11 protein-coding genes and 1 tRNA gene are annotated in these 12,653 nt (G+C 76.6%); 6 read left to right on the top strand and 6 right to left on the bottom strand.

Going from position 1 to position 12,653, the window contains the following annotated elements; genetic code table 11:
- Positions 1-68: 68 nt before the first annotated feature.
- The 4 genes from IE321_RS14385 (at position 69) to IE321_RS14370 (ending at position 3,370) form a co-directional block, all read left to right on the top strand.
- Positions 69-428, top strand: coding sequence for an ArsR/SmtB family transcription factor (locus IE321_RS14385; RefSeq protein WP_043228674.1), 360 nt, complete (start codon positions 69-71; stop codon positions 426-428).
- Between the two features lie 233 nt (positions 429-661).
- Entirely contained in the window at positions 662-2,026 is a 1,365-nt protein-coding gene (locus IE321_RS14380) for an MFS transporter (RefSeq protein WP_190223184.1), read from the top strand.
- Positions 2,027-2,060: 34 nt separating this feature from the next.
- Entirely contained in the window at positions 2,061-2,804 is a 744-nt protein-coding gene (locus IE321_RS14375; protein ID WP_190223159.1) for a DUF6193 family natural product biosynthesis protein, read from the top strand.
- Between the two features lie 155 nt (positions 2,805-2,959).
- The gene (locus IE321_RS14370) at positions 2,960-3,370 is read left to right on the top strand and encodes a RidA family protein (RefSeq protein WP_190223158.1); all 411 of its coding nucleotides are present in this window, start codon (positions 2,960-2,962) and stop codon (positions 3,368-3,370) included.
- A 7-nt stretch (positions 3,371-3,377) separates the two neighbouring features.
- On the opposite strand, the gene IE321_RS14365 is transcribed toward IE321_RS14370, so the two are convergent.
- Entirely contained in the window at positions 3,378-3,989 is a 612-nt protein-coding gene (locus tag IE321_RS14365) for a hypothetical protein (RefSeq protein ID WP_190223157.1), read from the bottom strand.
- A 443-nt stretch (positions 3,990-4,432) separates the two neighbouring features.
- On the opposite strand from IE321_RS14365, the gene IE321_RS14360 reads away from it, so the two are divergent.
- Positions 4,433-5,650 carry a S8 family peptidase gene (locus IE321_RS14360; RefSeq protein ID WP_190223156.1) on the top strand — a complete coding sequence of 406 codons (1,218 nt, stop codon included), beginning with the start codon at positions 4,433-4,435 and terminating at the stop codon, positions 5,648-5,650.
- Positions 5,651-5,721: 71 nt separating this feature from the next.
- Here the strand turns inward: IE321_RS14360 and IE321_RS14355 are convergent, their stop codons facing one another.
- The 4 genes from IE321_RS14355 to IE321_RS14340 form a co-directional block, all read right to left on the bottom strand.
- Positions 5,722-8,064, bottom strand: coding sequence for a hypothetical protein (locus tag IE321_RS14355; RefSeq protein ID WP_190223155.1), 2,343 nt, complete (start codon positions 8,062-8,064; stop codon positions 5,722-5,724).
- A gap of 3 nt (positions 8,065-8,067) precedes the next feature.
- Positions 8,068-8,139: transfer RNA gene (locus IE321_RS14350), tRNA-Pro, on the bottom strand.
- An 88-nt stretch (positions 8,140-8,227) separates the two neighbouring features.
- Entirely contained in the window at positions 8,228-8,872 is a 645-nt protein-coding gene (locus tag IE321_RS14345; protein WP_043228590.1) for an L-threonylcarbamoyladenylate synthase, read from the bottom strand.
- A complete protein-coding gene (locus IE321_RS14340) occupies positions 8,869-9,501 on the bottom strand; it encodes a carbonic anhydrase (RefSeq protein WP_043228587.1) in 633 nt (210 codons plus the stop codon). Before IE321_RS14340 ends, IE321_RS14345 begins: the two co-directional genes overlap by 4 nt.
- 619 nt (positions 9,502-10,120) lie before the next feature.
- Between IE321_RS14340 and IE321_RS14335 the strand changes: the two genes are divergently transcribed.
- Positions 10,121-11,812, top strand: a complete 1,692-nt coding sequence (locus IE321_RS14335; RefSeq protein ID WP_229916400.1) for a SulP family inorganic anion transporter — start codon at positions 10,121-10,123, stop codon at positions 11,810-11,812.
- A 15-nt stretch (positions 11,813-11,827) separates the two neighbouring features.
- Here the strand turns inward: IE321_RS14335 and IE321_RS14325 are convergent, their stop codons facing one another.
- Entirely contained in the window at positions 11,828-12,556 is a 729-nt protein-coding gene (locus tag IE321_RS14325) for a hypothetical protein (RefSeq protein WP_043228585.1), read from the bottom strand.
- Between the last annotated feature and the right edge of the window lie 97 nt (positions 12,557-12,653).

The raw sequence follows: 12,653 nt of genomic DNA, 5'->3' as shown, positions 1-12,653 counted from the left end.
GCGCGGCGCCCCGGAGCGCGATGACCGGCCGGGCCCACCACCCCCGGCCCCGTCCCTACGATGGGCGCATGGCGGATTCCGTGCGTGAACAGGTCGTGTCCCCCGTCCATCCGCGGACGCCGGGGGCGGCGGAGCTCGCCGCCGCCGCCGAGGTCTTCGGGCTGCTCAGCGATCCGACCCGGCTCCAGCTGCTGTGGGTGCTGACGCGCGGGGAGGCCGACGTGAGCGCGCTGACCGAGGCCTGCGGAGCCGCGCGACCGGCGGTGAGCCAGCACCTCGCGAAACTGCGCCTGGGCGGCCTCGTACAGACCCGGAAGGACGGCAGGCGCGTGGTGTACGCGCTACCGGACGGGCACCTCAAGCGGCTGGTGGTCGAGGCCCTGAACCGCGCCGACCACGTGGTGACGGGGGAGCCCTGGCACGACTGAGCGGAAGGGGCGGAAGAGGCCGAAGAGGCCGAAGGAGCCGAAGGGGCCATCGGGGTCCACCTGGGTCTGTCTGGCTCCGCCGGGCTCTGCCGGGCTCTGTCTGGCTCTGCCGGGCTCTGCCGGGCTCTGCCGGGCTCCGCCTCCCACTCATATCGCGTGTACATGTGCGCACGCATGCACATGTCCGCTACGGTGAGACAGACCGCACCCCGCTGCCGAACGAGGGCGTCCCCATGCTGTCCGTCCTGCGCGACCGCACCTACCGGCACCTCTTCCTCGCCCAGGCCGTCGCCCTCACCGGCACCGGCCTGGCGACCGTCGCCCTCGCGCTCCTGGCGTACGACCTCGCCGGGACGCACGCCACCGCCGTGCTCGGCACCGCGCTCGCGCTCAAGATGGCCGCGTACGTCGGACTCGCGCCGCTCGCCGGGGCGCTGGCCCGCCGGGTGCCGCGCCGGGCCCTGCTCGTCGGTGCCGACCTCGTGCGACTGGGCGCGGCGCTGGCCCTGCCGTTCGTGGACCGGGTGTGGCAGGTGTACGGGCTCGTGCTGCTGCTCCAGGCGGCCTCGGCGGTCTTCACCCCCGCCTTTCAGGCGACGATCCCGCGCGTCCTGCCGAAGGAGCGCGACTACACCCGGGCCCTCGCGCTCTCGAGGCTCGCCTACGACCTGGAGAGCTTGCTCAGCCCGGTCCTCGCCGCCGCCCTCCTCACCCTCGTGCCGTACGGCTGGCTGTTCGCCGGCACCGCCGCCGGGTTCCTGCTCTCCGCGCTCCTCGTCCTGCCGCTGCGGCTCCCGCCGGACCCGGACCCGGACACCGGCCCGGACGCCGGACGGGTCCTCGGCGTCCGGGTCCTCCTCGCCACCCCGCGGCTCCGCGCCCTGCTCGCCCTCGACCTCGCCGTCGCCGCCGCCGGAGCCCTGGTCCTCGTGGACACCGTCGTCCTCGTCCGGGACGGACTGGGACGCCCGGCCGGCGACGTGTCCCTCGCCCTCGCCGCGTACGGGGCGGGCTCGATGACCGTCGCCCTGCTGCTCCCCAGGCTCCTCGGCCGGACCGGCGACCGCGCCCTCATGCTCCCGGCCGCCGGGGCCCTCACCATCGCGCCGGCCCTGCTGGCCGCCGGGCTCGCCTCCGGCTGGGCCGACGCGCACCGGGCGGCCGCCTGGCCCGCCCTGCTCGTCCTCTGGGCCTGCCTCGGCGCCGCCACCTCGACGGTCCTCACCCCCGGCGGGCGGCTGCTGCGCCGGTCCGCGTCCGACCGTGACCTGCCCGCCCTCTTCGCCGCCCGCTTCTCCCTCTCGCACGCCTGCTGGCTGCTCACCTACCCGCTCGCCGGCTGGCTCGCCTCCCGCGTGGACGCCGCCGCCTCGGCGGCCGCCCTCGCCACCGTCGCCCTGGCCGCCACCGTCGCCGCCACCCGTCTCTGGCCGCGCCGCGACCCCGAGGAGCTGGAGCACGCCCACCCCGAACTCCCCGCCGGCCACCCCCACACCGCCGCGGGGGCCGGGCCCGGCCACCGCCACGTCCACGCCTTCCGCATCGACGCGCTGCACCGCCACTGGCCGACCGCCTCCGGGCCGTCCCCCACCGGCTGAACGGGTGGCGGCGGGGCCGGGCAGAATCCCCCTCATGCCCCCGCCGCCCGAACCCGCCGCCCTGTACCCCGACGTCGCCGCCTCCGGAAGCCTCGCCGCCGCGCTCCGCGCCGTCGCGGACGGCGCCCTCGACGACGTACCGCTGACCTCGCCCGCCGACGAGCCGCTCTCCGCCGCCTCCACGGGGAGCGTGCCGCCCCACCGGGAACCGCTGCGCGTGACCGCGTGGAATCACGAACGGAAGTGGTCGGTCGACGCCGACGACCGGATCCTGGGCCTGTCCGTGCTCCGGGGCGAGACCGACGACCTCGCGCAGATAGCGCGGGCCGTCCGTGCCTGGCACGACGGCGAGTCGCTGGACGAAGTCCACGCGGCGGCCCCCTTCGCGCGTCCCACCGGCCGCCTCGAACTGGCCGAGCCCGACCCCGTACAGCTCGTGGAGTCCGAGTGGAGCCAGCTGCGCGCCGAGGCCGCCGCACTGACCACGCCCTGGGCGCACGCGCACCGGGACCTGGTCGAAGCCGCCCACGCCGCACCGGAGTTCAGGGCCCTCTACCCCTTCACCAGTCATTGGGCCCTGCGCTTCTCCTCCTCCACCCGCCCGCTCCTGGACATCGTGGGCCCGGTCCTGTGGTGCACCGGCGAGGGCGGATTCAGGATGGCGCCGGTCATGTCGGAGCAGGGACAGGAGTTCCGCACCGCACACGAGGCCGTCGCGGCGGCCCTGCGGCTCCTGCCGGACGGCATCGGACCCGTGCGGTACGGCGAGCTGCCCTAGGGCGCGGACTTCGGATCGGGCGGGGGCGCCGCCGCCGGAGAAATGGGGTCGAAGCGCCGGGGCTCGCCTGAGAGGGTGGTGACGCCCCGCCGTGGGGCCAGACAACCGTCCGGGGCCGGCGAGGCCCGGGACCGCCGCAGTCGAGAGGACCCCCCGTGCCCCGCGCCGTCACCCTCATCCGTTCCGCCACCCTGTCCGACGTCGCCGAGTACGCGTACGCCGCGACCGCGCCCGCCGAGGCCCGGCTGATCTTCCTCGCGGGCTCCTGCCCCCTCGACGCCGACGGCGCGACCGTCGCCGTCGGGGACGTCGCCGGACAGGCGGCCGCCTGCGTCGTCAACCTGCGGACGGCGCTGAAGGACGCCGGGGCCGGCCTCGACGACGTCATCAGCACCCGGGTCCTCGTCGCGACGACCCGTCAGAGCGACCTGGTGGCCGCCTGGCAGGTCGTCCGGGACGCCTTCGGCGACCACGACGTGCCGAGCACCCTGATGGGCGTCACCGTGCTCGGGTACCACGACCAGCTCGTCGAGATCGAGGCCGTCGCCGCCGTCCTCGACGCCTGACCGCGCCTCACCCGGAGCGCGTCCATAGGGTCAGGTCGCTGGACGTGGCCACCGCGAGCGTCCGGCCCGACGGGGAGAACCCGACGGTGCGCAGCGTCGACCAGGTGGAGTGCAGGACGTGCCACCAGCCCTCGGTGTGCGGCGGGCGGTGCCAGTTCCCGCCGTTGTCCGAGAGCAGGACCCGGTGGTGCGGCCAGTCGGGCGCCTCGACGTCCACCGTCCAGCCGTCGCCGCCCGTGCTGTGCAGACCGCCGCCGGACAGTCCCGCGATCCGCACCCGTCGCCCGGCGAGCGGTCCGATCCAGGGGCACGACAGGTCGGGCGTGCCGTCCGGGCCGTCGTCCTCCGGGTCGCTGTCCCGCGCGATCCGCTCGCCCGTCACCGCGTCGAAGACGCCGTACCCGGCGTGGGACACCACCATCACCAGGTCGTGCCCGGTGCCGGGGTCCTCGCCGAAGCCGATGCCCGTGAGCCCGCCGACGGCGGCGTGACCGCCGAAGACGCTCCGCCACGGCGCCGGGGCCGGGACGACCGGGGCGGCGAGGAGACGCCGGCGCAGCGCCTCCTGATACGGGGACAGGGTGGGGGCGTCTGCGTCCGGCGCGGTCTTCCTCGGCATCCGCCGATCATGACGGACGCCACTCCTCGTACGGCGACCGCCCCCGCCCCAGGGCCACCCCGCCCCAGGGCCACCCCGCCCCAGGGCCACCCCACCCCGAGGCCCCCATCCCCAGGACCACCCTGCCCCCAGGACCGCCCCACTTCCTGGCCCGCCCCGGCATCCCGTGGCCGGTCCTCGCGCATGGCGGCCGGAACGCGACGGCGGTGGGGGCGGGGTGGTTCGCGGGGGTTCGGCAGGGGATCGGGGGAGTCTCCGTTGCCGATGTATGGCAGATACATGACAGGCGGCCAACTTCCTTGATCCGCGCGGCCGGTGAGGCACAGGCTTCTGCCCACGCCGAGCGGAGGACCCCCTCCCCGGCGGTGCGTGCGACCGCACGCGACCCCCACCGCCGTGCCGCCCGAACCGGGGCGCGCCGCCCAGAGGAGGAACCCCTCACCATGGCACTCCCGAACCGCACCGCCCGCCGGACCCTGATCGCCTCCGCCGCCACCGTCGCCGCGCTCGCCACCGGCCTGGCCGTCGCCCCCGCCCAGGCCGCCCCGGCCCCCGCGGAGGGCGTCGTCGTCGCGGCCGGCTCGCCCGACGCCGTCGGCGGCAGCTACCTCGTCACCCTCAAGCCGGGCGCCGGCTTCGCGGCCGGCTCCGCCAAGGGCCGCGGGCTCATAGCCGGGTACGGCGGCAAGGTCGGCAAGACCTTCGGCGCCGCGCTCAACGGCTACGCCGTCACCCTCGACGCGGCGGCCGCCCGCCGGCTCGCCGCCGACCCCGCCGTGGCCACGGTCGAGCAGAACCAGATCGTCCGCGCCGACGCGACCCAGACGAACGCGCCCTGGGGCCTCGACCGCATCGACCAGGCGTCCCTGCCGCTCTCCGGCACCTACACGTACCCGGACAGCGCGGGCGCCGGGGTCACCGCGTACGTCATCGACACCGGCGTACGGATCAGCCACGGCGAGCTCGCGGGGCGGGCCGTCAACGGCTACGACGCCGTCGAGGGCGACACGGTCGCGCAGGACGGCAACGGCCACGGCACCCATGTCGCCACCACCATCGCCGGCTCCACCTACGGCGTGGCCAAGGCCGCGAAGGTGGTCGCCGTCCGCGTCCTCGACGCCAACGGCTCCGGCACCACCGCCGGCGTCGTCGCCGGCATCGACTGGGTGACCTCCCACCACACCGCCGGAGCCCCCGCCGTCGCCAACCTCTCCCTGGGCGGCGGTGCCTCCACCACCCTGGACAACGCGGTCAAGCGCTCCATCGCGGACGGCGTCACCTACGCCGTCGCCGCCGGCAACTCCGGCGTGAACGCCCGCAACTCGTCGCCCGCCCGCGTCACCGAGGCCCTCACCGTCGGCGCCACCGGCAACACCGACGCCAAGGCCAGCTGGTCCAACTACGGCGCGGTCCTGGACCTGTTCGCCCCGGGCGTCTCCATCACCGCCGGCTGGCACACGAGCGACACCGCCACGAACACCATCTCCGGCACCTCCATGGCCGCCCCGCACGTCGCCGGCGCCGCCGCCGTCTACCTCGCGGGCCACACCTCTGCCACCCCCGCCCAGGTCGCCACCGCCCTCGTGAACGGCGCCACCCCCGACAAGGTCACCACCCCCGGCACCGGCTCCCCCAACCGCCTCCTCCGCCTCGTCCCGTAACCACCACCGCCACCACGACCGTGCCCCGGCACCCCTGGAAGGGGGGCCGGGGCACGGTTCCGCGCCCGCCGTCACTTCCACGGGTCGGGCCGCAGCCAGTGGCCCGACGCCGTCCAGCCCGTCAGCCGCCGCGCCCGACCCGCCAGGGCCGTCCCGTCCGCCTCGAACAGTCCGCCGCCGGCCACGTGCCGCAGCCCCAGCAGCGCCGGCGCGAGCCGGGACGCCACCAGTGGGCGGCGGGCGGCTTCGGCCGGGAGCCACGCCAGCACCTCGGACCGCTCCGCCTCCCCGCACAGCGTCAGGTGGAAGACCAGCTGCCGCCAGGCGTACGCGGCGTCCTTCAGGGCCGACAGCGGGTACGGGCCCCGCCCCGCCCGCTCCGTCAGCCGCTCCACCGTGCCGAAGCAGCGTCGGGCCGTCTCCGCCCAGCCGGGCTCCGGCGCGACCCCCACCCGGCGCACCAGCGTCGCCAGGTTGTGGGTCGTGAGGATCTGCGCCTGCTCGATCACCATGCCGTTCTCGGCGACCGAACCAGTACCCCGCGTCCGGCCCGCCCGGACGTGGCACAGTCGGGCGAACTCCGCCAGGACGTCGTCGCCCCCGCCCGTTCGAGGCCGCCCCCGGCCTCGGTGCCCGCCGTCCCGACGCGCGGCCAGGGCGCCCAGCTCGGCGTAGTCGATGCCGTAGTACCGCTCGTACAGCGAACCCCCGCCCAGGAGTTCGGCCGCGACCCCCGCCGACGCGAGGAACTTCCCGCTGAACCGGCCCATGAAGATGTCCGCGGCAAGCTCCTCCGTCAGCGGCGCGTCCAGCCCCGACGCGCCCAGCAGCACGCCGAGTTCACGCACCAACGGGTTCGGCAGCAGCGTGCCCGGGAAGTGTTCCACCGCCGTTTCCGCCAGGGTCCGTGCCGCCGCGACCGCCGAACTCCGGGTCGTGTCGTCGCCCGCCGCGTGCCCGCCCACCGCCCGCACCCACGGCAGCTCCTCCGGCGTCACCTGGCGGGCGAGGTTCACCAGGAGCAGCGAGCGGCGGACGCGGAAGGCCCGGTAGTTCGCCGCCATCAGGGCGCGCAGCTCCGGGTCCCGGTGGACCGCCGTCCGCTCGGCGGCGACCAGCTGCGGCACCAGCTCGGCCATCGCCTCCGCCGAGGGGACGACCCCGGCCGCCACGAGGACGCCCAGCGGCGCGCTGCGCGTCACCGCCACCACCCGCCGTACCGACGGCGGCACGTCGGCCCCCTCGGGCAGACCCGTCCGCGCTCCTTCGGCCGCCGTCACCGGCGTCACGTACGGTGCCACGTCGGCGAGCCCCGACTCCTGCGGGAGCCCGGCCAGCCGGTCGCCGACCAGCCGCGCCAGCGCGTGATGCGCGGGCAGCGCGGCCTGCGCCGCCTGGACTCCGCGCAGCGCCGCGTGCCGTTCCGAACCCGGCAGGCCCCGCTTCCGCACCATTCCCGTCACCGCGACCCGCACCAGCCCGGCCCGTCGCGCGTCCAGCCGCCGCCCGGCGACCAGCTCCGCCAAGGCCCCGCGCAGGATCCCCTCGTTGCCACGCGGATCCCGGTGCCGGCCGGTCAGCGGATGCGCGGCGGCCAGCCTCTCGTACCGGTCCAGCAGCGCCCGGCCGTGCGCCAGCCACCCGGCGTCCGGCTCCGCACCGCGTCCCACCTCGCCTGCGGGTCCCGTGAACTCCAGCCAATGGGCGAGGACCTCATCGGCGAAGGGGCGCCACACCCTCAGGGCTTCACGCTGCGCCTCCACCGCGCGGTGCGGCCGTCGACCCGCCAGCGCGGCCCGCGCCTGCGCGACCGTGGAGCGGTGCACCGCGCCCGGCTCCGGCGCGGCCCGCTCCGCCGGACGCGGGAGGAAACGCAACTTGTCCGCGAACGGCCCCAGTACACCGACCAGTTCGACCGCCGCGTCCGTCTCGCCCGCCCGGACCAGCCACGCCACCGTCAGGAGCGCCGCTTCCTCCGGCAGCGTCACCTCGTACCGCGCCGAGTCCAGCAGCGCCCACAGGGCGGCGAGCCCCGGCTCGGTCAGGTGATACGCGAAGAGCGCCGCCCGGTCGGCCGGCACCCCGGCGCGGCGCGCCGCCTCCGCCTCGTACGGCTGGAGCGGACCGCCGGCCCGCGCCGCCCCGGTCGCGAAGCCACCGTGCAGGACCTCGGGCGTCACCCAGGCCGGCAGGCCTGCCACGGGCGTGCGGGACCCGATCCGCAGGGTGCCGGAGGCCATCCCCGCCAGCACGTCCCGCCAGCCGCGCGCCCGCTCCTCGGCCCGCTGCCGGGTCGCCGGGTCCGCGTGGGTGAGCGCGGTCGTGAAGGCCCGTGCCAGCATCCCCCGGACATGGTCGGGGGAGGGGGTGAAGGGCGTGGACATCGGAGGCTGCTGATCAGCGTGCGTGTTCATGAGCCGACGTGGCGGGTGCCGCCCCCGCGCCCTCCGGGTCCCGAGCCCGGCGCTCTGCTGCTGAGCTACACGTCGATGCCACAGACGCTAGCCACCGGCCCCGGCCCCGGGCAACGCGGTTTTCGCGTGATCGGGGCCGGGGCCGGGAAGAGGCGCGGGCGCGTCAGGGGACGATCAGGTCCGGGACGAGGGCGCGGAGTTCGGCGACCGGGAGGACGCCGTCGCGGACGAGGACGGGGGTCTCGCCGCTGAGGTCGACGATCGACGACGAGACGGCGCCGGGGGTCCGGCCGCCGTCGAGGTACACCGCGACGGAGCCGCCCAGCATCGCCTGCGCGGCGTCGCAGTCCTGCGGGGACGGGTGGTCCGTGAGGTTGGCGCTCGACACGGCCAGCGGGCCCGTCGCCGCGAGGAGTTCCAGCGTCAGCGGGTGGTCCGGCATCCGGACCGCCACGGTGCCGCCCGTCTCGCCCAGGTCCCAGTCGAGCGACGCCCGGTGGCGCACCACCAGGGTCAGGCCGCCCGGCCAGAAGGCGTCGATCAGCGCCCGTGCCGCGTCGGGGAGCTCGTCGGTCAGCTCGCCGAGCGCGGCGGCCGAGTCGACCAGGACGGGGGACGGCTTGTGGCGGCCGCGGCCCTTCGCCGCGAGCAGCGACGCGACCGCCTTCGGGTCGAAGGCGTCGGCCCCGACCCCGTACACGGTGTCCGTGGGCAGGACCACCAGCTCGCCGCGGCGCACCGCGGCCGCGGCCTCGCCGAGGCCCGCCGCGCGGGCCGCCGGATCGGAACAGTCGAAACGGGACGTCACGCCGCGGCGCCCTCTTCCGCCACGACCCCGCGCGTGGTCACCAGACGGGCGCTGCCGCCCGCCAGCTCGTAGCCGAGGCCGACGACGGCGATCTCGCCGGCCGCCACCTGCTCGGACAGCAGCCGGGAGCGGTCCAGGAGCAGGTCCACGGTGTGCCTGATGTGCTCGTCGATGATGTCGCTGTCCGCCGTCAGACCGGCGGTCCGGGCCGCCAGTATGCTCGGCGTCACCCGCTCCACCACGTCCCGCACGAAGCCGCTCGCCGCGAAGCCGTCCTCGACGGCCGCGCGGGCCGCGGCCACCGCGCCGCAGGAGTCGTGGCCGAGGACGACCACGAGCCGCGCGCCGAGGACGCTCGTCGCGTACTCGACGCTGCCCAGGACCTCGGGGCCGATGACGTGACCGGCGGTGCGCACGACGAACAGGTCGCCGAGCCCCCGGTCGAAGATGATCTCGGCCGCGAGCCGCGAGTCGGAGCAGCCGAGGATGACGGCGAACGGGTCCTGGCCGGGCGCGAGCTCCGTGCGACGGGCGGCGTCCTGGTTCGGGTGCTCGGGCGTGCCCGAGACGAAGCGACGGTTGCCGTCGAGGAGGGCGTCGAGGGCAAGGGCCGGAGATGTTCTGGGCATGCCGCCACCCTATGCGGGCCCCCCGCCCCGTGCGCTACCGGACCGCCCCCCTGCCGACCCCCTTGTGACGCATCGCACCCGCCCCCGCCACCTCCGTCACCCCAGCCCACACCCCTTTCGGCCGCCCTGTCCCTTCTCACCCGGTACCTGGGGCGACGGTGAGGCCGAGGGCTGTCAACAGCCGACCCGGCTGTTGACCCGGGACCCGGACCCGCGCCTCCCGTCATGCCTCCGCGCGCCCCACCGGTGCCCGAGTGCGCGGCGCTCGCGGCCGACGCGCCGTTCCTGCCGGAGCGCCCCCGCGCCGGTCCGGCGGCGGTTCGCGTCACGTAGCGCTCGCTTCCGGCCGGAAACGGGCCGCCGCCACCGAGCCGCGCCGTCCGCGCCCCGGCCCGCACTAGCCTGCGGTCGACACCCCTCGCCGCCGCCCCGAACCGGGGCCATGCCCGCGGTCCCGCGCCGGCTTCGCCTCCAGGCCCCGGGCGCCCCGCATCCCACCCCCACGCGAGCGCGCACCACCCCGGCGCCCCCTCCCGCACGAGCGCCTCCCAGCGCAATCCCGCGCCCTGTCGCGGACCCGCCCGATCGTCGTCCTTCCGACCGTGAGGGGTTCCTCAGCATGCCGTCTTCCCCGTCGCCCGGGCGGCCCCGTCGCCTTTCCCGTGCCCACCTCCGTCAGGACTTCGCCGCTTCGCTCGTCGTCTTCCTGGTCGCCCTGCCGCTGTGCGTCGGCGTCGCGGTCGCCTCCGGGGTTCCGGCGGAACTCGGGCTGGTCACCGGCATCGTCGGGGGGCTGGTGACCGGTGTGATGCGGGGCAGCAGTCTCCAGGTCTCCGGGCCCGCCGCGGGGCTGACGGTCCTGGTCCTGGAGTCGGTGCGGGCCTTCGGCCTGGCCGGGCTGGGGGTGATCGTGCTGGCCGCCGGGCTGGTCCAGACGGCGCTGGGCCTGCTCCGCTGGGGGCGCTGGTTCCGGGCCATCTCGCTCTCCGTCGTGGAGGGGATGCTGGCGGGCATCGGGCTGGTGATCGTCGCGGGACAGCTGTACGCGGCCGCCGGGGTCGCCGCCCCGGACGGCGGACCCGCCCGCCTGGCCGCGCTGCCGGCGGAGCTGGCCGGGGCCGCCACCGACCCGCGTGCCGTCGCCTCGGTGGCCGTCGCCGCCGGCGCGGTCCTGGTGATCGTCGCCTGGATCCGGCTGCCGGGGCGGGTCGGCGCGCTGCCCGGCGCCCTGGTCGCGGTCCTCCTCGCGGGGCTCGTCACCGCCCTCGCCGGGCTGCCCGTCGCGACGGTCCAAGTGGACGGCGTCCTGGCCGCCGTCCGGCCGCCCGACTCCGCCGCGTTCCTGCTGCTGGCCGAGCCGGCCGTCCTGGGGGCCGTGCTGGCCTTCGCGCTGATCGCCTCCGCCGAGTCGCTGTTCAGCGCGGCGGCCGTGGACCGGCTGCACGACGGGCCGCGCACCGAGTACGACCGCGAACTGGTCGCCCAGGGCGTCGGGAACACCCTCTGCGGCCTGCTCGGCGCACTGCCGCTGACGGCCGTGATCGTCCGCAGTTCGGCCAACGTCCGGGCGGGCGCCCGGACCAGGGCCTCCCGGGTGCTGCACGGCGTGTGGCTGCTGGTCTTCGCCGTGCTGCTGCCGGGTGCGCTCGCTCACGTACCGCTGCCGGCGCTCGCCGGGATCCTGGTCCACGCGGGCTGGAAGCTCATCCCCTTCCGGGGGATCGTCGCCCTGTGGCGCGGTCACCGGGGCGAGGCGGCCGTGCTCGCCGCGACGGCGGCGGCGATCGTGGCGGTCGGCATGCTCGAAGGGGTGCTCGTCGGCCTCGGCCTCGCCGTCGCGAAGGCCGCCTGGGAGGCGTCCCACCTCCGCGTGGACCACACCGACGAACCGCCCCCGGACGGCGCATCGCCCTCGGACGGCGCATCGCCCTCGGACGACGACCGGCCCCCACGCGGCGTACTGCCCCCGCACGGCGAATCGCCCGCGCACGGCGAGCCCTGTCCGTCCCCGCACGACGCACCGTCCCCGTACGGCCTGCCCCGTCCGCCCGCCGTCGGCGTGCTCCGGGTCCGGCTCAGCGGCGGGGCGACCTTCCTCGGGCTGCCGAAGCTCCTCGACGCCCTGGAGGCGCTGCCCCGGGACCGGCCCGTCGAGGTGGATCTGTCGGGGCTGCACCACCTGGACCACGCCTGCCGCGCCGCGATGACCGCGTGGGCCGAACGGCACACCGCCGCCGGGCCTCACCCCGTGCGGCTCCCGCCCTTCCCCGACCCGCACGCGGCGCCGGCCGCCGCGCCCGCGGGCCCGTGAAGGGGTGGCCCGGCGTCAGACCGTGGCGTCCCAGGCGCGGGTCAGTCCGTCCAGCCAGGCCGGCGGGAGTTCGGCCGCGTCCCACTCCTCCCGCAGCTCCGCCGGGTGGGCGGCGAGCCGCTCCAGGACGGCGAGGCTGGTGGGGGAGTGGACCAGGGTGTAGCGGCCGTGGATGGCGATCGCGCTGCCCGGCCCGTACGTGGCGTACAGCCGCTCCAGATGGGTCCGGTGGTCGGCGGCGAAGGAGGTCAGCCGCCCCGGATACGCGGCCCGCTGCCGGGCCCCCATCGTGGCGAGCGCGGACGCGAGCACCTGCTCGGTGACCTCGGGGTCGAGGTCGGACTCCTCGGAGAAGGTGAGGTAGAGCGGCACGACCGCCACCTTGGCCCGCTCGACCTCCATCCGCCCGACCCGCGTCCGCGGGTCCGGCTCCCCCTCGGCGTCCGCCGCGACGGCCTTGCCCAGGGCCCGGTCGGCGAGGCCGGCGAGCCCCTCGGTGACGGCCCGTGAGCCCTCGCGCCAGCCCGCCGCGTACGGCTCGCCGCTCCCCGGCGGGGCCTGCCGGCCGGTGCCGGACAGTTCCTCGTGCGCCACGGCGAGGGCGCCCGCCTCCACGAGGCCGATCAGCTCCTCGGCGTCGCCGGAGTACACCCCCGCCCGTGCGAGGAGCTGGAGCAGCGTCGTCCTCGCGTTGTCGACGCTCGCGGCGTCGAGCTGCAGCCGTTCTTCCCGGGCGGCGGTCATCGGTGGTCCTCCTCCTCGCGGTACCGGCGCGTACGGGTGCGGCGGACGCGCCTTCGAGGACGCGACGATCACGGGCCCGCGCCACGCTCCCCTCGCG

It is taken from the genome of Streptomyces hydrogenans (assembly GCF_014656075.1).
Taxonomy (GTDB): domain Bacteria; phylum Actinomycetota; class Actinomycetes; order Streptomycetales; family Streptomycetaceae; genus Streptomyces; species Streptomyces hydrogenans.
This window is presented reverse-complemented; position numbering and strand designations above follow the sequence as displayed.